Below are 17,222 nucleotides of genomic sequence, written 5' to 3'. Positions count from 1 at the left end.
TCCAATTATTCCGGCTTGATGACCTTGCGCGGCTTGCTCCCCTCCTGGGGGCCGAGGATGCCGTCCATTTCCATCTGTTCGATGAACCGGGCCGCGCGATTGAACCCGATGCGCAGCCTGCGCTGCAACAGGGATATGGACGCTTTGCCCTGGGAAAGCACGAACTGTACCGCTTCGTCGTAAACCGGATCGCCCGAGTTGCCGACCCCGCCGGGGCCCGCGTCGTTGCCCGCGTTGGGGCTCCATTCGCTGAAATCGAGGTCGAACTCCTGGGGCACGGCGTTCTTCCAGAAATCGACCACATGCGCAATTTCCGTCTCGTCCACGTACGCACCGTGCATCCGCTTGAGCTTGCCGCCGCTCGGCTTGAAGAGCATGTCGCCCTTGCCCAGCAGCCGCTCCGCGCCAACGGCGTCGAGGATGGTTCGGGAATCGAACTTGGAGGTCACGAAAAAGGAGATGCGGGTGGGGAAGTTGGCCTTGATCAGGCCGGTGACCACGTCCACGCTCGGCCGCTGGGTGGCCAGGATCAGGTGAATGCCTGCGGCCCGGGCCAGCTGGGCCAGACGCACGATGCACTGCTCTACTTCCTTGGCCGCGGTCATCATCAGGTCGGCGAGCTCATCAATGATGATGACCAGGTACGGCATGTGCTTCATGTGCTCGAATTCCTCGGGCAGATTGTCGCCCAATTCTTCGAGCTTCTTATTGTATCCCTCGATGTTGCGTACGCCGAGCTGGGCCATCTTCTCGTATCGGCAGTCCATCTCGAAGACCGCCCATTCCAGCGCGCTTTTGGCCATGTTCATGTCCGTGACCACAGGATGAACCAGATGCGGCAGGTCCGCGTAGGGGGCCAGCTCGATGCGCTTGGGGTCCACCAGGAGGAGCTTCACGTCCTCGGGCCCGGCCTTGTACAGCAGGGAGAGCAGGAACCCGTTGATGCCCACGGACTTGCCCGCGCCGGTGGCGCCCGCCACCAGCAGGTGCGGCATACGCGCCAGGTCGGCCACCTTGGTGCCCCCCTGGATGTCCTTGCCCAGCGCCAGGGTCAACGGAGACTTGGAACCGGTGAACTCCTTGGATTCCAGGATCTCGCGCAGATAGACCATCTCCCGGTCGATGTTCGGTATCTCGACGCCCACGCTGTCCTTGCCCGGAATGGGGGCCTCGATGCGCACGGACTCCGCGCGCAGAGCCAAGGCGATGTTGTCGGTCAGCCCCTCGATCTTGGAGACCTTGATGCCGGGCGCGGGCTTGAACTCAAACATGGTCACCACCGGACCTGGAATCACCCGCTGCATCTCACCCTGGACATTAAAATCATTCAGACATTCCTTTAACCGGTCGGCCAGAGGCTGCAACACGGCCGGTGTCTGAGAGGTCTTCTGGGCAGGCGGCGCGGTGAGCAGCTCCGTGCTGGGCAACCCGCCCGGCCCCGCAGGGGCCTTGGCCGCGGCCGGTTTGGCCGGTGCGGGCTTGGGCTTGGCGGGCTTGGGTTTGGGGGCCTTGGACGGACGGTTTTCCTCACCGGCATCGAGGTCCACGAACTGGAGGCCCATGTCCTCTTCGGCCGGTTCCGGCTCCTGTTCCTTGGCCAGGGTCTTGGCAGCGCGGCGCTCGGCCCGCTTTTCAGCCCGCAAAATCGCACCTTCTCTGTAGATTCCCCACCAACGGACCAGCAAGGCCCAGACCGAGGCCCAAGTGAAGCCGACCACGGCCTGCAGGGAGATGATGGTCACGAACAGCCAGAGCAGGAACGTGCCCACGGGCCGCAGATACGGCATGGTATATTTAGTGATGATGGACCGGCCGAAGAAGCCGGAACCTATGAGGCCGTAAGCGTCCTCGGGCACGGTGAAGAACCACGGGTGCATGGCCCAGGCCTCGAAGGCGACGACCAGGCCGATGATGCCCAGCCAGCGTATGGGCGAGAGCTTCAGCCGGGCCACGAACCGGGTCAGGCCGAGGTAGAGAAAGTACAGGGGCCAGAACACGGCCCCCATGCCGAACATTTCCACCAGGAAGCCGGCACAATAGGACCCCGCGTAGCCAACCACGTTCTGGACCTTCCGCCCGGCGGTGACGGCCTGGTTGAAGCTCGGGTCACCGGGGCTGAAGGAAAGGATGCTTAAGAAAAGGAAAGCGGAAAGAAAGAGAAAGAACAGCCCGATGAACTCGTTGCCGCGCCCTTTCCTTTTCTCCGTCTTGACCGTGGTTTTCCGTCGTCTCGCCATTGAGCCTCACTTGATAAAAAAGGTCCTGGACGGCAACCCGCCCACGACCTTTTTTACGCAATTTACACAAGGTGTTGCAAGTCCGCTTTATTCGCGACCAAGGTACTCTCCGCTCCGGGTGTCGACCTTGATGACGTCGCCCTCGTTGATGAACAGCGGGACGTTGACCTTCAAGCCCGTCTCCATGGTGGCGGGCTTGGTGGCATTGGACACGCGGTCGCCCTGGATGCCGGGATCGGTCTGGGCCACCTTGAGGCTGACGTTGGCGGGCAGGTCCACGCCGATGAGTTCGCCGTTGTACAGGAGGACCTTCACGGTGTCGCCTTCTTTGATGAAGCCGCCCTGCGGGCCCACATTGTCGCCGGGCACGTGCATCTGCTCATAGGTCTCGAGATCCATGAACACGAAATTTTCGCCGTCCCGGAAGATGTACTGCATCTCGGTCACGGACATGTCCGGCTTGTCGACCTTTTCGCCGGAGCGGAAGGTCTTGTCCAGCACCTGGCCGGTCATCATCTGGCGCAGCTTGGTGCGCACCATGGCCCCGCCCTTGCCGGGCTTGAAGTGCTGGAACTCGATAATCTCGAAGGGCTTTCCGTCAATCTCGATCTTCAGGCCGGTCCTGAAATCCTTGGTTGAAATCATATATTGTCTCCAAATGGTTTCCGGGATTTCCCCGGGTATTTTTCAGGTGGAATCAGCCCCGGAGCCGCTGGTACAGCGCCTGGACACCGAGGGCATAACCCAGAATCCCGAATCCGGCAATCACGCCGACGCACCTCTCGCCCATAAGGGACTGCTGGCGCAGAGGTTGGTCCGTGCGCGCCCAGATGTTGCTGATGTGCACCTCCACGCAGGGGATGCCGATCCAGGCCAGGCAGTCGGCCAGGGCGAGCGAGGTGTGGGTGTAGGCACCGGCATTGAAGACCACGCCGTCCACGCCCTGTTCGCGGGCCTGTTCCAGCCGGTCGATGAGCGCGCCCTCGGAGTTGGACTGGAAATGCTCCAGCGTGACCTCCGCGCCCTTGCCGCCCATGACCTGGGCAAGGAGCACGGGCATGTCGTCCATGGTCTTTGATCCGTAGATCTCGGGCTGGCGGGTACCGATATGACCGAGATTGGGGCCGTTCATGATCAGAATTTTGAGCTTGTCCATGCGTCTTCCCTTGTGCGGCGGTATGGTGTATTCCCCGCTCTCCTTGACGCGCCCCGCGAAAAAAAGAACATTAGGGGCGTTCGAAAACCAATTGCCGAAACGGTACCTCTTTATGAACCGAACCATCGAGTTAGTCAAAACAATATACGAAATCAAGCAGCTTGAGGATGTTGACGAGCCCCAGATCGCCCTGGCGGGCCGGTCCAACGTGGGCAAGTCCTCGCTGGTCAACCGGCTGGCCGGACGCAAGTCCCTGGCCAAGATCAGCTCCAAGCCCGGCAAGACGCGCAGCCTCAACTACTACCGCGTGCAGCCGGACGGCTACTTCCTGGTGGACCTGCCCGGCTACGGTTACGCCAAGTGCTCCAAGCAGGAACGGCTCAAGTGGGCCAAGCTCATCGAGGCCTACATGAAGGACAACCAGCGCCTCAAGGCCGTGGCCGTGCTCCTGGACTCGCGGCTCTCCCCGCAGAAGATCGACCTGGAGCTGACCAGTTACGTGCGCGGCCTCGGCATCCCGGTCATTCCCATCCTGACCAAGGCGGACAAGCCCAAGCAACGCGAGCTGGCCAAACTCCAGAAGCAGTGGCAGGACATCCTCCAGCAGGATCGCGCGCCGGTGCTCTTTTCAAGCAAAACCGGCAAGGGCGAGGAGAAACTGTGGGACAGGCTCGGCGAATACGCAGGGCAGTGATCACGCCCGACCTGGAATCAAACCGTGGACCGCGGTCCGGATCGCGGCCTTGAACCCCGGCATGGCCACCCAGGCCAGGCGCAGACAGGCCACCGAGCCCACAATCCCGTTGCCGAGCCAGGCCGCGATGATGGGCGGCAGCACGCCCTTTTCCCCGGCGGTCTCTCCGACCACGTGCATCCCGTACTGAATAAATATGAGGATGAGCGACAGGCCGATGTTGGCGTAGACGTTCTCCGAAAATGTTACCAACATCAGGGCCAGCAGGGCCATGACCACCATGGAGAAGGCATAGGCCAGCTTGCTGTGCCAGATGGTCTGCAATATCTCCACGTTGGAGCCCGATTCCTGCAGCCTTTTTATGGCCTTGGACAATTCGAGTAGCGGCAGTTGGGCGGTGTCGCCCTTGAGTTCCACGGCGGCGTAGGCGCTGAGGTTCTGGCGCACCGACAGAAACTGGGACGGCCGGTCCACGGTGATGAATGTCCGGGTGTCCAATTCATGCACGTCCAGAAGCCCCCAACCGTGGTCGTCGATGAGCGCCTTCTTGGCGGTCAGGATGCGGATAAGCTCCTGATTGTCCGTGGTGAACTCGTAGACGGTGATGTCGCTCGCCCTGCTCTTGCTCGGCTGGGCCTCCTTGGCCAGGACGATGAACGGCCCGTCCCGGAACCACAGGTCGTGGATGGTCAACTCGTCCAGTTGCTTCTTGCGGACGTCTTCCTTCCAAATGCGATTGGCCTCCTGCTCGCCGAACACCCCGAGAAACTGTGAAAAAACCAGCTGCCCCGCACTCCAGATCAAGGCATAGACGACGAAGAAGCGGATGAACCACGCAAAAGACACGCCCCCGGCGCGCAGGGCAAGCATCTCCCTGGATCGGGAGAGCACGCCGAGCTGGACGACCATGGCCAGGAGAAAGACCGCGGGCATGAGCTGCGAGACGATGAGCGGGATCTTGACAATGAAATAGAACAGGATGGTCTGCGCCCCCAACCCGGCCCGGATGAAGTCGTCCAGCCGGTCGAAGATGTCGGACAACAAATAGAGGCTGGTGCCCACGGCCAGGCAGATGGCCATGAGATAGAGATTCTGCCGGATGAGGTACCGGTTCAAGACGCCGATGACCTTCACGCCCCGGCCTCCTCTTTTCGTCCCGGCAAACGCAGGTGCAGCAGCCAGTGGACCACCGTGGGCGTCCGCTCAAGGTTGGCGTAGCGCATGCCGAACAGGGCCACGAACACGAACAGGATGTCCGGAGCCCACATGCCGTATTCAGGCGGAATCGTACCCGATTCGCCCATACTCACGCCGATGGAGAACATTGTGTAGTAGACCATGAACAAGCCCATGGCCAGGAGCAGGCCGTACTGCTGCTTCAGTCCGCGGAAGACCGAAGCGATGGGGATGGCGAACATGCCCAGGATGAAACAGCCCAGCGGCAGGGTCAGCCGCTTGTAGAACTCGGTGTCCACCTTGCGGAAGAAGCGGTCGTCTTCATGCGGCATCAGGCCGTGGTCCTTGCGGATGTCTCTGAGCCGGAAAAACGGCATGTCCTTAGCCTTTTGCTCCACGAAATTGAAGCCGGTCAACAGCTTGCCCAGGTCGAGCTTGATGGAATACGTGCCAAACTTGAGGATATTCAGTTCGTCGCCGCTCTGCCGGAAGATGCGGCCGTTGTGGAAGACCACGTGGATTTCTGCCTGCTGCGGCTTGGAGACCACCTCGGCCTCCGGGGCGACCACGACCACCGAGGTGCCCTTGATGGAATCGTCGCGGACAAAGGCGAACTTCAATTCGCCCTTCTCGTTGTCCACCTGGTGAGCGTAGAAGGTGATCCCAGGAAATTCCTTATTGAACACACCCGGTTGCAAGGCGAACTTCGAATGGGTCTTGGCAAAATAATAGAGTTTGGTCTTGAACATGTCCATGCCCCAGGCCAGCCCCCAGAAGGAGATGAAGAAGGCGAACAGCGTACACAGGCTGCAAAAGAGCACGGGCGCGGGGAGCATGCGGTACAAGCTGACCCCGTTTGCCTTGAGGGCCACCAGTTCGTTGTCCGTGCTCATGCGCAGGAAGGTCAGGAAGACGCTGAGCATGGTCGCGATGGGCGTGATCAGGAGCAGGAAAAAAGGCGTCAGGAAGAAGAATAGCTGAAGGATGTTCAAGATGCCGATGTTCTGGGAGAGGAACAGGGAACGCAACTGAAGCATTCTGCCCACCAGGATAAGGCCCAGGAGGCAGGACACGGTCAAGCCGAACAGCTTGAGCAGTTCCAGAAAAATCTGACGTTGAAGCAGTTTCACCGGATGGAATCAGCCCTTGTTTTCCTTGAAGAACCGCAGGAGAAACTCCATGTCTTTGGGGCCGAGATTGAAGCGCACGCCGGCCTCTTCGATGAGCGCGGGGAGCCCTCTCCCGTCTCCGTTGTCACGCAATTCGCAGATCCAGGCCACGGCCTTACGGGTCAATTCGCTCTGGGGCATTATGGTTGTCATGGATCGCTCCCGGGGTTGAACATGGTTCCAGCGAAAGGAGATACACCAGCTTCCGTGGGGTTGCAAGACGGCATTAGTTGGTCTAAACCCTAGCACAATGCGCGTCCGAACCCTATTCCGTTCATGAGGATCACATGGCACCCTGGTATGTTGCGATCATTCTCGGCATTGTCGAAGGCCTGACCGAGTTCCTGCCCATCTCGAGCACCGGCCACCTGATCATCGCCGGACATCTCCTGGACTTCACCGGCCCCAAGGCCGACACCTTCGAGATCGTCATCCAGCTCGGGGCCATCCTGGCCGTGGTGGTCCTGTATTGGGATCGCTTCGTTGGCCTGGTTTTCCCGGACAAGGAGCGCAAGTTCTCGGGCGTGTACGGCCTGTGGCTCCTGTTCCTGACCTCCCTGCCCGCGTCCGTGCTCGGCCTGCTGACCCATCACTACATCAAGGAATACCTCTTCTCACCCTTCACCGTGGCCGTGGCCCTGGCCGTGGGCGCGGTGCTCATCTTCGTGGTCGAGGCCAAGGATTTCGAGAAGACCACCCTGACCTTGGACGAGATCACCCCGAAGACGGCGTTCGGCATCGGCCTGTTTCAGTGCCTGGCCCTGTGGCCGGGCTTTTCCCGGTCCGCCTCCACCATTATGGGCGGCATGCTCCTGGGCGCCAAGCGAACCGTGGCCGCCGAATACTCCTTCATCGCGGCCGTGCCCATCATGTTCGCCGCCACCGGCTACGACTTCCTTAAGAACTACGCGCTGTTCGAAACCGGCGATCTGATCTTCCTGCTCATCGGCTTCGTGGTCTCCTTCATCGCGGCCTGGCTGGCGGTCAAAGGGTTCATCGTCCTGCTCGGACGCCTGACCCTGCGCCCCTTCGCCGTATACCGCATTCTCCTGGCTGCACTGATTCTCCTGTTTTTGTAATGTGTTCCTCTTTTTGGCCCGAACCGGAAATTTACACTTGCCAAGCCCGGAAAGACGGTCTATAGACTGTGACCGCTTCGGCGGAACAAACGTGGCGAGGTAGCTCAGTTGGTTAGAGCATGCGGCTCATATCCGCAGAGTCGGAGGTTCAAGTCCTCTCCTCGCTACCACGAATGAAACGAAAGCCCGTAAAATCAGCTTGATTTTACGGGCTTTCTTCTTTCCGTTTTTCTGGGCGGCGCTCACTTCGCCATTTGTCGCTTGTTCTCGCCAGGCTGGCTCCTCACCCAAACGAAAAGGCAGGCCGTCCACGACGCCGAGGACGACCTGCCATGTATGCGTCGGATGAATCAAAACCTGTCGAACCCGTCGCCGTCGCCCGCGCTCCCGGCATTGAGGGCGGGGGTCGTCTTGCGCACGGTTACCCGGGAGGCCGGGCCAGAACCGCCGCCGTCGATCTTGAAGTAGGCCACCGTGCTCTTGAGGTGCTCGGCCTGACTGGCCAATTCCTCCGAAGTGGACGACATCTCCTCCGAGGCCGAGGCGATCTGCTGGATGACCTGATCCAGTTGATGAATGGCGGTGTTGACGCCCTCCGCTCCGGACTGCTGCTCGTTGCTCGCGGCCGTGATCTCCTGGATGAGTTCCGCGGTGTGCTTGATGTCCGGGACCATCTTGCCCAGCATCTCGCCCGCCTCCTCGGCCACCTGGACGCTCGTGGCGGACAGGTCGCTGATTTCCGCGGCAGCGACGCCGGAGCGTTCCGCCAGCTTTCTGACCTCCGCCGCGACAACGGCGAAGCCCTTGCCGTGCTCGCCCGCCCTGGCCGCCTCGATGGCCGCGTTCAGGGCCAGGAGGTTGGTCTGCCGCGCGATCTCCTCGATGACCGAGATTCTGTCGGCGATCTCGCGCATGGCCTCCACGGTCTGGGCGACCGACTGTCCACCCCGTTCCGCATCGGTCGCAGAACGCTGGGCAATGTGCTCGGTTTCGCGAGCATTCTCCGCGTTCTGGCTGATGTTGCTGACCATCTGCTCCATGGACGAAGCGATCTCCTCGACGTTGGCCGCCTGCTCGGTGGCCGCCTGGGACAGGCTTTCGGCCGTGGCCGACAGCTCCACGGCGCCGGAGGCAACGCCATCGACCGTCGATCGGACATCGCCGACCACCCCCCGGAGGGCCGTGCCCATTTCCGAAAGATCCTTGGCGAGAACGGCCACTTCATCCTTGCCGGACACGGAGATGGAAGCCGTCAGGTCACCACCGGCGACCTGACGTGTGAAGCTGCCGCTTCGGATGATGGGATCGGTCATGGACTTGGCGATCCGCCAGCCGCCCAGAGCGAACAGGACCGCGATGACCAATCCGATGACGGCGGTGTTGAGGACGGCCGCGTTGGATGCACTCATGATCTCCTTACGTTCAATGAGCGCCACGTACTTCCAGCCGGAGTCCGGAGAGACGTAGACGCTGCCGAACATGGGCACCCCGTCGATGTCGAGGTCTTCGACCAGGCCGCCCTTTGTTTCGTTCAACGTCGAATAGGCCCCGGCCAGTTCGCCCATCTTCTTGAAAACGAAGTCCTTGTGCCTGGGGTCGGCCAGAACGGTTCCGTCGTTTTGGACGATCATCATGTAACCGGTCTTGCCGATGTTGATGTTGGCCGCAATTTCCGTGAGCTTGGCCAGCGACATGTCCACGGCCCCGATGCCCACGAGCTTTCCAGAGCTGTCGTGGACCTTGGCGACGACGCCGATGTTCGGCACGCCCTGAGTGGTAATGTAGGCGCTGAGCAGCGTCACCTCCGTGGGCGACTGCTTGCCCTGGATATACCACGGCCGCTTTCTGGGATCGAACTTGTTGCCCATGTTCTCGCTGGGGGACTGGGTATAGCCGCCGTCCTCGAGTCCGGCATAGACATAGGCAAAATCAGGGTGGGATTTCATCAGCCGCTCAAAGGTGTCGAACGCAGAACGTTCCTTGGCGCTCATGCCGTCATGCAGGACGGGATTGTCCCCGGCCGGAAGGTCGAAATAACGGGTCCATTCCCCCATTCCCCCGGTCAGGGCGGGCAGTGAGGCGACGTATTTCGCGACCTCGGCCGGTCCCTTCAGCAACTGCGAGACAAAGCCATCCACAACGCGCAGTTCCTCCTGCGAGGACATCTTGAACTGTTCCGTGACGGTGCCGCTCACCTGCAGGGAAACCACACTGGAAATGACGACTACGGACACAAAAACGGGAATGATGATCGATAAAATAAACTTGGCCCGAATTTTCATGACAATGCCTCCCCCTACAGGATAGTTGATTGAATAATAGCCCACAACGTCCGGCAAGCAATTATATTTTCCTTTTGCACACAATCTTCGACGGAACCGTGGAATCCTCCTGCGAAGACCTCGACTTCCGGGATCAGACGCCCCCCTTCCTGACGGGAGAAAAATTGTGAGGGACTCTATGGGTCTTCAGTTGATCGTCTCAGGGGGGCTCTGTTCGTACTGTTCCTGGACACATTCGGCTCCATCCGTGTCGACGAGTTGCCTCCGGCCTTCAATAAGGCCCGCTCGGATTCGGCCTCAGTAAGTGTGCTGAAATTGGCATGGAGCATGGGACAGGCCGCCTTCCGACAGTGATCTCCAGTCCCGAACGCTGTAAATTATACCTGACAAAACTGTCGGCAGGATTTACACAATGACGCGTCAGCCAACGATTGCGCCTCAAGAAACATAAACAAAACTCCTACGATATGAATTGGAATATAATTTGCTTGATCGCTACATTTAATATGACTGCACAATAACACCGTGAGGATTACGATGAGGAAGTTAACGACCAAGCTGCTCGCAGCACTCAGTCTTACCATTCTCCTTGCACAGCCCGCATTCGCGGCCTTCGTCAACGAATGGTCCTATTCCCTCTCCTACAGCTTCGCCGATTACTGGAACCAATATAGCACCGAGAGCGACTCGGGCCTGACGCTCAGCACGGACGGAACCGAATTGGGTTGGGGACGCAACGGGACAAGCTCAATTGGTTTCGTAAACAAAACCGGTACCATGGCGACCAATACTACTGCGGATATCCAGGATCATTTATACCACAACAACCAACCTATTGACGGCGACAGCACGTTTCTTCAAGGCGGGACATTGGCCGCAACCCTGACTCTCAAGGGCACCACTTCCGACACGGTGATGACCTTCAATACGAACCTTGATTTCCTTTTCTTTGAGACGAGCAATAATTATAGTAATGGGGATGAACGCAACAATGACGTATTCATCCTGACGAATCCCAGCGCCGCTTCGGGGGTTTTTTCCTACGAAGGATATGACTACACCTTCTCTTTCCTGAGCGGATTCGGAGAATTGGATACCATGTCCCTGGACGATTACGACTATAGATCCACCACCGTCCTGCGATATCTTGCAAACCTGCCGGGAAGCGTGGTCTCCACGGAAGGACATTTGGAATCGTTTTGGTTCTACACCTGGTATGTTGTGGACAGCGCTTCCCCCGGGACCTTGTACGGCTGGACGACTCCCGAAAACGAAGATACCTACATCAGCTCGGAACTGACGATTACCGGCACCCCGTCTCCCGTCCCCGAACCGTCCACGTTCGCCTTCCTCGGCCTTGGCCTCACGGCGCTGGCCTTTGTCGGCAGAAGGATGCGCAGACAGTAGCCGCAACACCGCCGAACAACGCAAAAGCCCATGCAGCGATGCATGGGCTTTTTACGTGAGCGGCAACGACGTCCAAGACCGCCCCCCCCCTCCCCTGGACAAAAAAGCCCGCACGGCAAGGCGTGCGGGCTTTTTTGTCATTGATGCAGAACTAGACCGTGAACTTCGTTACCCAAAAATCGTGCAGATTACAGAAGCTCGTGGCGTAGTATTCACCCTTAGGCGGGAGATCGTAAGTGGAAATCGGCTTGTCCTTGGGCGTGAAGACCTGGGCGCCGATGACCTTGCCGTCCGCGCCGACCACGGTGTGGCGGACGATAAAATGGGCCTCGCTCATGGGGTGCTTGGTCTGCACGGTGAGCTTGCCGCCCTCCATGCTCACCTGGGGCAGGTGGATTGGGGCCTTTTTCGCCCAGATGCCTGGATCATCGGCAGTGTAGACGATGTTCGAAGGGAACGGGCCGGTTTCAGCCGAAGCCTTGTGGACACCGAGGGACAACCCGGCAGCTAGGGCCAGGGCAGATTTAAGGAAAACACGTCTGTTGCTCATGATGCCTCCATGTGGAAATGATTATTGTCCCCACCTTAACAGCATCCGGCCGACATGCAACCAATTATCTGAACAAAAATGGCCCTTCTTCCTGTTTTGCGAGCTAGCGACCAATCCTCCTTGCTCCCGCACCACGGAAAAAGCCCTTGAAACCGTGCAAGGCTCCAGGGGCGCTCCCTTGATGGCCAAAACAGATGCGCCAGGCGGCTACGCAAGACACCGGACCTTCCCGGCAGGCCATCAGCCGAAAAGTGCTAGATAGACGTGCTCGTAGGCCATATCCCCGGCCACGAGGAAAAGCATGGCTCCCATGGCGTAGTTCAGCCATTTGAAATAACGCGCATTATCAATGCGCCTGGAGACCAGCGCCCCGATGGCGGCATAGGACAGGGGCGCGCCCACGCTCAGAGTGCCGAGGGCCAGGGACCACCCTGCCACCGCCGCGCCCCCGATCCCGACGGCCGGGAACTGAATTGTGGCCACGGGCAGGACCACCATGAACGCCTTGGGGTTGAGCAACTGCATAAGCAGACCGTCCTTGAAATCCAGGGCTGCCATGGGTTCCTCGGTCTGAACCAGGTTCACGTCAGAGGTCACCACCTTCCAGCCGAGGTAGAGGATGAAGCACGTTCCGAGTCCGGCGATGACCGGAAGCATGCCGCCGCCGACCACGGCAGTCCCGGCGTAGCCCACCAGGGTGAACCAAAAGGCCAGCGCCGCTCCGACGCCGAGACAGAACGGAACGTGCGTGGCCGGTCCGCGCTGCATACCGCAGTTCAGGCTGAGTATATTCACCGGACCGGGGGTATACATGACCCCGATGCAAAACAGAATAATGCCGAGCATGGAAACCCTACTTGGTAAGTTGAATCTGGTACTGCCGGGGCGTAAGGCCGTAGGCGCGCTTGAAATGCCGGTTCATGTGGCTGACGTCGAAAAAGCCGAACCGCTGGGCCACGTCCGTGGACGGCGCGCCGGCGGCGAGCTCCTCCCGAACCCTGTTGATGCGGTAATTGATGATGTACTGGTGCGGAGTGAGCCCGAACTGACTCCGGAACAGGCGGATGAAATGATATTTCGACAGATGCACGGCGCGGCTCAGATCCTCGATGGAGATGTCGTCCTCGATGTTGTCGTGGACATAGTCCCGGGCTCGCAGCAAAAGCGTATCCTTTGAGTCGGTCCAACCGTCCGGGCGGTATACGCCCATACGGCTCGTCACCCGCCGGGCCAGGCCATACAGGCAGGACTCGATCTCAAGCCCGCTGCGCCTCGGGGCCGCCACCAGCCGTGCCGTGCGCAAAATCAGGGTGCGCAGGACCGGGTCCGAGAAATGGACTTCCCCGGCGCGATGCTCCGCCTGGTCGCTGTCGGCCGCACTCCGGGCGAGCCCGTTGAACACGGCCGGGTCGAGATACAGCATAGTGTATTTCAGGGCGTTCCCGCCGCCTGGGTTGCCGTTGTGCGCCTCACCGGGATTGAACAGAATGATGTCGCCGGGGACGCTGCTGAACCGTTTCCCCTTGCAGGAGAACTCCTGCACACCATCAAGGGTCACGCCCATGGCCACTTCCTCATGGGCGTGCCGGCCGTAGGCGAAATCCCACATGACCGCGTTGAGCACGGTCACGCCCAGGTCCCGCCCGCTGTTGACGAATTGAAACGTATTGTCTTTGGCTGTCGACATCCCTTGCCCTCTGTTCCATCCGTGATACCCCACTCCCGCGCCCATGGCTTGGACAAAATTGCGCAGTTGCCTTGCGCCCGCGAATCGAGGCCGGAATACCCGAGAAGTAGCCACTGAGCCGAAACCGTCAAGCAGCCCCCTCCGCGCCCCGCGCCTCTCTGCTCCGGTGGAGTCTAGACTCCTCAGGTTGCCCCCCGGATTCCAACCCACCGGACTCACAAACGATCCTTTTCCCCACCCCAAAGGATGCGTAGACCGGCCTGTTTTTTTCTAGAGTATATCTAGATTTTCTCTATACTATATACATTCATCCGATAAAATTAACTTTTTTCAAACAATGTTGCTCGAATGCCCTTTTCGGAAAAAACACCGGTTTTGGTTGCCAAACGGTCACCAGAACTTATATAGGACATGTCTCGAACGGTTCTTTGACATGGGGGCGCACTGGTTTCGACGGGGATAGTTGAAGCCGAAGCCGCAGGTCGAGGTTGGTCGATGGCCTCGTAAAAATCGACCACAAAAATAATTGCCAACGACAATTACGACTACGCAATGGCTGCTTAATTGCAGAGTTGCACCTGACAACACAGCTTGTCACGATTCACCCGCCGACGCCTTATAAGCGGGATGGATCGTCAAATCATAGGGCTAGCAAGCCGAGGTTCGTTCCTTGCCGGAGCTGCGAAACACTCAAAGGATCTAGTTCGATGGCCGTCCGGCCCGGAGCAAGCCATCGTACGAAATCTTAATCCGGACCTAAACCTGTAGACGCTTTCGCGGATCGTTCTCGGACGGGAGTTCGACTCTCCCCGCCTCCACCATTTAGAAAAGACAAACCCGTCTCTCTGGGGTCATTCTCCGGGGTGACGGGTTTTCTTTTTCCCCTTGTTTCTAAAGGGTTTGCGCCTGTTTCACATCTTTCCGAAGCACCTCTCCGCACCATCGATTCTCCCCATCTTCCAGCCTTTCTTTCTCTGTTTGGCCCCTGATTCTCTGTTTTCTCCGGACCAAGTCCGAAGCTCGTCCGGAAAGCTACATCCCTGATTGATAAGGGTTTGCGGCTGATTGCCATTTTGGGCGGTTGTCTTAGGTCATCGTTCGATGCCGCAACCGGACGTTTTTTTCGAAATCGCCCGCCTCGGCCATGAAAAGAAGCGCGGTCAACTCCGGCTTCCTGCCCCCTAAAGAAGAAAAGCCGACGCTGATGGTCGGCTCTCTGGGGCGGTCTCCGGTCCGGTCGTCAGTCGGTGGCGAAGCCGAACTGGCGGCGCTGCTCGGCCCAGTCCTCGGGAAAGGTCTGGGTCAGCTTGGCCAGCGATAACCCGTTTGGTTCCTCGCCGTTGATCAGGGCTTCGACGATGTCGGGGGCCAGGGTCGTCAGCTTGAGAATGCGGGCCACATACGAGCCATCGACGTCGAGGGTACGGGCAAGCTCGCTGATGGACTTGATCTGCCCGGATTCGAGGATGTCGGCCCAGGAAAAGGCCCTTCCCAGCGCCTGGAGGACGGCGGACTGCACCGGCTCCTGCGCCCCGGGGATATCCCCATCCAGGGCCTGGGGAGCGATGACCGTCTTGCGGCCGCGCATGCGCCGGATCAGCATCGGGATGTGGATCTGCAGGTTGCCGTTGTCGGCTACGGTAATGGTCGGCTTCATTTTCATCGGCTTGCCCTCCGTTCAGTGACTTCGCATGCCAGACCGGCCAGTTCGGCGATGAGCGTTGTCAATCCGTTGGTGCGCAGCTCCATGTCGATTCCGGTCTCGCGGATCTCCACCTTGTCCACCAGGAGGCGGATGAGGCGATTCCGCTCCACCGGGAAAAGGTCTTCCCAGAAGCCCTCGACATTCTGGAAGGCCTCCGACACATCCTGTTCCGTGATGCTGTTCCCCTGGTAAGCTCTGCAGCGCTCGCTCACATGGGTCAGTTGTTTCGAGAGCTCGACTGCCTGGCGGTTGACCGTCGTCAGCATCTCGGCCTTGCCCGGATGATCGCTGCCAGGTTTCATCAGTTCGAGTGCCTGCTCCCGCGCCTGCGACAGCTCCATCTCGAGTTGGGCTTTCTGCTTGAACAGCCGCTCCCGCTCCGCCTGCTCTATGTCCCGGGCCGCGAAGTAGGTCTTGGCTACCAGTGTCGGCGTGCGGAACACCGCGCTCAATTGCTCGATTACCGCCTGCTCGATGTCCCCGGCGGGAATCCGTTTGAGGGGGCACCGGCTCACGGTCCGCTTGCTGTCCTTCTGACAGATGTAATAGGTGTAGTGGCGGCCGTTCTTGCGGGCGTAGGTCGGTCCCATCGAGCATCCGCAGTGGCCGCAGCGGATGACGCCTTTCAGCGGGGCGACCATTTTGGTTCTTGCCATGGAAACCTTGACCGGTTTGTTGTCCTCCAGGATGGCCTGCACCTTGTCCCAGGTCGCCCGGTCGATGATCCCTTCGTGCTCACCGGGGTAGCTGCGATCCTTGTGGGCAATCTCGCCGATATAGACCCGGTTGTTCAGCAGCCGGTAGATGTGGCCTGTATTCCATTCTGAGCCCTCGCGAACCTTGCCTTTCTTGGTGGTCCAGGCTTTTGTGCGGTATCCCTGTTCGTTCAATTCCTGGCCCAGCTTCTTGGCCGAGCCGATCTGGATGAATCGGCGGAAGATGTACTGCACCGTCCTGGCTTCATCCGGGTTGACCAGCAGCTTCTTGTTGTTCCGGTCGACGTCGTATCCAAGAATGGGTACGCCGCCGCAGTATTTCCCCCGGCGCTTGGCGGCCGCCACCTTGTCCCGGATGCGTTCGGCAATGACCTCCCGCTCGTACTGGGCGAAGGTGATCAGGATGCCGAGAAACATTCGGCCGGTGGGGTCGGTGGTGCTGAAGTGCTGGGTGACCGAGACGAAGCTGACACCCTTCTCGTTGAAGAGGTCGATCATCTTCATGAAGTCCAGCAGCGAGCGGGACAGCCGGTCGACCTTGTAGACCACGATCACGTCAATCTTCCCGGCATCGATGTCCGCCAGCAGGCGACGCAGCCCCGGGCGCTCCATGTTTCCACCCGAGAATCCACCATCGTCGTAGCGATCCGGCAGAGCCGTCCAGCCACGCATCCTCTGGGCTTCGATATAGTGTTCCGCCGATTCCCGTTGCGCATCCAACGAGTTGAACTCCTGTTCGAGACCTTCCTCGTGGCTCTTGCGGGTGTAGATGGCACAGCGCAGGGTCTTGTTTTTGCCCGGCGCGACATTGCTGTTATCAAGCATCCGAACCTCCCTCGGCTTTTCTGCCGTAAACCTTCTTCAGTCCGAAAAAGACCTTGCCGTTCCACCTGGTCCCGGTGATCTCCCTGGCCACCGCGCTGAGCGACCGGAAGGTGCGGCCTTCGAACTCGTAGCCATCGGCAAGGACGATCACCTCATAGCGCCGGTCGTTCCAGACCCGCACCAGTCTGGTCCCGGGCAGGATCGCTTCGTTCGATTTCCGCTCTTCTGGGATGCGTCGATTGACAGTGGCGACCGGGTCCTCCTTGGCGGCCTGCTGGAGATGGACCTTGGCCTGTTCGGACAGCCCGCCGTAGAAAAGCTCCTGGATGCGATAGGCCAGCCGCTTGATGAGGAATTGTTTCTTGTACTGGGGTGGCTCTTCTCCGTAGAGGTCGAGCCATTTTTCCCGGAGCTGTTCCAGGGACATGGATTGCAGCAGGGCCATCTGCCGAAGGACTGAGTTTCGGGTTCGGTCCTGATTCTTGCCGCCGGTGGCGGCGTTCTGTAACTCATTCATTTTCAACTCCTTATTTTGGTTT

16 protein-coding genes, 1 tRNA gene and 1 other RNA gene are annotated in these 17,222 nt (G+C 59.5%); 5 read left to right on the top strand and 13 right to left on the bottom strand.

Translation table 11 applies throughout. The features are described from left to right. Positions 1-5 precede the first annotated feature (5 nt). From V8V93_RS12015 to V8V93_RS12005, 3 genes are all read right to left on the bottom strand, one after another. Entirely contained in the window at positions 6-2,237 is a 2,232-nt protein-coding gene (locus V8V93_RS12015; protein WP_338666835.1) for a DNA translocase FtsK, read from the bottom strand. Between the two features lie 87 nt (positions 2,238-2,324). Next, complete coding sequence (gene efp / locus V8V93_RS12010) at positions 2,325-2,882, bottom strand: elongation factor P (RefSeq protein WP_338666834.1); 558 nt, start codon at positions 2,880-2,882, stop codon at positions 2,325-2,327. A 52-nt stretch (positions 2,883-2,934) separates the two neighbouring features. Next, positions 2,935-3,393, bottom strand: coding sequence for a type II 3-dehydroquinate dehydratase (locus V8V93_RS12005; protein ID WP_338666833.1), 459 nt, complete (start codon positions 3,391-3,393; stop codon positions 2,935-2,937). 112 nt (positions 3,394-3,505) lie between these two features. Between V8V93_RS12005 and yihA the strand changes: the two genes are divergently transcribed. Further along, positions 3,506-4,087: a ribosome biogenesis GTP-binding protein YihA/YsxC gene (gene yihA / locus V8V93_RS12000; RefSeq protein ID WP_338666832.1), complete on the top strand. Its 582-nt coding sequence runs from the start codon at positions 3,506-3,508 to the stop codon at positions 4,085-4,087. On the opposite strand, the gene V8V93_RS11995 is transcribed toward yihA, so the two are convergent. The 3 genes from V8V93_RS11995 to V8V93_RS11985 are packed head-to-tail and all read right to left on the bottom strand — an operon-like array spanning position 4,088 to position 6,585. Next, the gene (locus V8V93_RS11995; RefSeq protein WP_338666831.1) at positions 4,088-5,221 is read right to left on the bottom strand and encodes an LptF/LptG family permease; all 1,134 of its coding nucleotides are present in this window, start codon (positions 5,219-5,221) and stop codon (positions 4,088-4,090) included. Then, on the bottom strand, positions 5,218-6,393 hold the full coding sequence (gene lptF, locus V8V93_RS11990) for an LPS export ABC transporter permease LptF (protein WP_338666830.1): 1,176 nt from the start codon (positions 6,391-6,393) through the stop codon (positions 5,218-5,220). The genes V8V93_RS11995 and lptF overlap by 4 nt, the downstream gene beginning before the upstream one ends. A gap of 9 nt (positions 6,394-6,402) precedes the next feature. Next, positions 6,403-6,585 carry a hypothetical protein gene (locus V8V93_RS11985; protein WP_338666829.1) on the bottom strand — a complete coding sequence of 61 codons (183 nt, stop codon included), beginning with the start codon at positions 6,583-6,585 and terminating at the stop codon, positions 6,403-6,405. A 134-nt stretch (positions 6,586-6,719) separates the two neighbouring features. Between V8V93_RS11985 and V8V93_RS11980 the strand changes: the two genes are divergently transcribed. After that, positions 6,720-7,511 (top strand): undecaprenyl-diphosphate phosphatase, encoded by a 792-nt coding sequence (locus V8V93_RS11980; protein WP_338666828.1) that lies wholly within the window; start codon positions 6,720-6,722, stop codon positions 7,509-7,511. A gap of 93 nt (positions 7,512-7,604) precedes the next feature. After that, positions 7,605-7,681 (top strand) — tRNA-Met (locus tag V8V93_RS11975). 180 nt (positions 7,682-7,861) lie between these two features. Here the strand turns inward: V8V93_RS11975 and V8V93_RS11970 are convergent. Then, positions 7,862-9,793: a methyl-accepting chemotaxis protein gene (locus tag V8V93_RS11970; protein WP_338666827.1), complete on the bottom strand. Its 1,932-nt coding sequence runs from the start codon at positions 9,791-9,793 to the stop codon at positions 7,862-7,864. 537 nt (positions 9,794-10,330) lie between these two features. Here V8V93_RS11970 and V8V93_RS11965 point away from each other — a divergent pair. Beyond that, positions 10,331-11,200: a THxN family PEP-CTERM protein gene (locus tag V8V93_RS11965; protein WP_338666826.1), complete on the top strand. Its 870-nt coding sequence runs from the start codon at positions 10,331-10,333 to the stop codon at positions 11,198-11,200. Between the two features lie 151 nt (positions 11,201-11,351). Here V8V93_RS11965 and V8V93_RS11960 read toward each other — a convergent pair whose 3' ends face one another. The 3 genes from V8V93_RS11960 to V8V93_RS11950 all read right to left on the bottom strand — a co-directional run bounded on the left by V8V93_RS11960 (position 11,352) and on the right by V8V93_RS11950 (position 13,437). Beyond that, positions 11,352-11,750 (bottom strand): desulfoferrodoxin family protein, encoded by a 399-nt coding sequence (locus V8V93_RS11960; RefSeq protein ID WP_338666825.1) that lies wholly within the window; start codon positions 11,748-11,750, stop codon positions 11,352-11,354. Between the two features lie 240 nt (positions 11,751-11,990). After that, complete coding sequence (locus V8V93_RS11955) at positions 11,991-12,596, bottom strand: LysE family translocator (protein WP_338666824.1); 606 nt, start codon at positions 12,594-12,596, stop codon at positions 11,991-11,993. A gap of 7 nt (positions 12,597-12,603) precedes the next feature. Next, the gene (locus V8V93_RS11950) at positions 12,604-13,437 is read right to left on the bottom strand and encodes an AraC family transcriptional regulator (protein WP_338666823.1); all 834 of its coding nucleotides are present in this window, start codon (positions 13,435-13,437) and stop codon (positions 12,604-12,606) included. Positions 13,438-13,872: 435 nt separating this feature from the next. Between V8V93_RS11950 and ssrA the strand changes: the two genes are divergently transcribed. Then, positions 13,873-14,258, top strand: a transfer-messenger RNA (tmRNA) gene (ssrA, locus tag V8V93_RS11945). A 419-nt stretch (positions 14,259-14,677) separates the two neighbouring features. On the opposite strand, the gene V8V93_RS11940 is transcribed toward ssrA, so the two are convergent. Genes V8V93_RS11940 through V8V93_RS11930 form a run of 3 tightly spaced genes read right to left on the bottom strand, consistent with a single transcriptional unit; the run spans position 14,678 to position 17,200 of the window. Beyond that, on the bottom strand, positions 14,678-15,100 hold the full coding sequence (locus V8V93_RS11940) for a hypothetical protein (RefSeq protein WP_013258651.1): 423 nt from the start codon (positions 15,098-15,100) through the stop codon (positions 14,678-14,680). Next, a complete protein-coding gene (locus tag V8V93_RS11935) occupies positions 15,097-16,683 on the bottom strand; it encodes a recombinase family protein (RefSeq protein WP_049675228.1) in 1,587 nt (528 codons plus the stop codon). The genes V8V93_RS11940 and V8V93_RS11935 overlap by 4 nt, the downstream gene beginning before the upstream one ends. Then, positions 16,676-17,200 carry a DUF2924 domain-containing protein gene (locus tag V8V93_RS11930; protein ID WP_013219093.1) on the bottom strand — a complete coding sequence of 175 codons (525 nt, stop codon included), beginning with the start codon at positions 17,198-17,200 and terminating at the stop codon, positions 16,676-16,678. The genes V8V93_RS11935 and V8V93_RS11930 overlap by 8 nt, the downstream gene beginning before the upstream one ends. Positions 17,201-17,222: the final 22 nt, after the last annotated feature.

The organism is Pseudodesulfovibrio sp. 5S69 (assembly GCF_037094465.1).
Lineage (GTDB): Bacteria > Desulfobacterota > Desulfovibrionia > Desulfovibrionales > Desulfovibrionaceae > Pseudodesulfovibrio > Pseudodesulfovibrio methanolicus.
Note: the sequence above shows the minus strand (reverse complement) of the source record. Positions and strands in the feature narration are given on the sequence as shown.

Excerpts from the sequence above, each read along its gene's own strand:
- V8V93_RS11935 (WP_049675228.1), bottom strand. The coding sequence starts at position 16,683 with ATGCTTGATAACAGCAATGTCGCGCCGGGCAAAAACAAGACCCTGCGC.
- V8V93_RS11930 (WP_013219093.1), bottom strand. The coding sequence starts at position 17,200 with ATGAATGAGTTACAGAACGCCGCCACCGGCGGCAAGAATCAGGACCGA.
- V8V93_RS11950 (WP_338666823.1), bottom strand. The coding sequence starts at position 13,437 with ATGTCGACAGCCAAAGACAATACGTTTCAATTCGTCAACAGCGGGCGG.
- V8V93_RS11955 (WP_338666824.1), bottom strand. The coding sequence starts at position 12,596 with ATGCTCGGCATTATTCTGTTTTGCATCGGGGTCATGTATACCCCCGGT.
- efp (WP_338666834.1), bottom strand. The coding sequence starts at position 2,882 with ATGATTTCAACCAAGGATTTCAGGACCGGCCTGAAGATCGAGATTGAC.
- V8V93_RS11980 (WP_338666828.1), top strand. The coding sequence starts at position 6,720 with ATGGCACCCTGGTATGTTGCGATCATTCTCGGCATTGTCGAAGGCCTG.
- yihA (WP_338666832.1), top strand. The coding sequence starts at position 3,506 with ATGAACCGAACCATCGAGTTAGTCAAAACAATATACGAAATCAAGCAG.
- V8V93_RS12015 (WP_338666835.1), bottom strand. The coding sequence starts at position 2,237 with ATGGCGAGACGACGGAAAACCACGGTCAAGACGGAGAAAAGGAAAGGG.
- V8V93_RS11970 (WP_338666827.1), bottom strand. The coding sequence starts at position 9,793 with ATGAAAATTCGGGCCAAGTTTATTTTATCGATCATCATTCCCGTTTTT.
- V8V93_RS12005 (WP_338666833.1), bottom strand. The coding sequence starts at position 3,393 with ATGGACAAGCTCAAAATTCTGATCATGAACGGCCCCAATCTCGGTCAT.
- V8V93_RS11940 (WP_013258651.1), bottom strand. The coding sequence starts at position 15,100 with ATGAAAATGAAGCCGACCATTACCGTAGCCGACAACGGCAACCTGCAG.
- V8V93_RS11985 (WP_338666829.1), bottom strand. The coding sequence starts at position 6,585 with ATGACAACCATAATGCCCCAGAGCGAATTGACCCGTAAGGCCGTGGCC.
- V8V93_RS11965 (WP_338666826.1), top strand. The coding sequence starts at position 10,331 with ATGAGGAAGTTAACGACCAAGCTGCTCGCAGCACTCAGTCTTACCATT.
- V8V93_RS11960 (WP_338666825.1), bottom strand. The coding sequence starts at position 11,750 with ATGAGCAACAGACGTGTTTTCCTTAAATCTGCCCTGGCCCTAGCTGCC.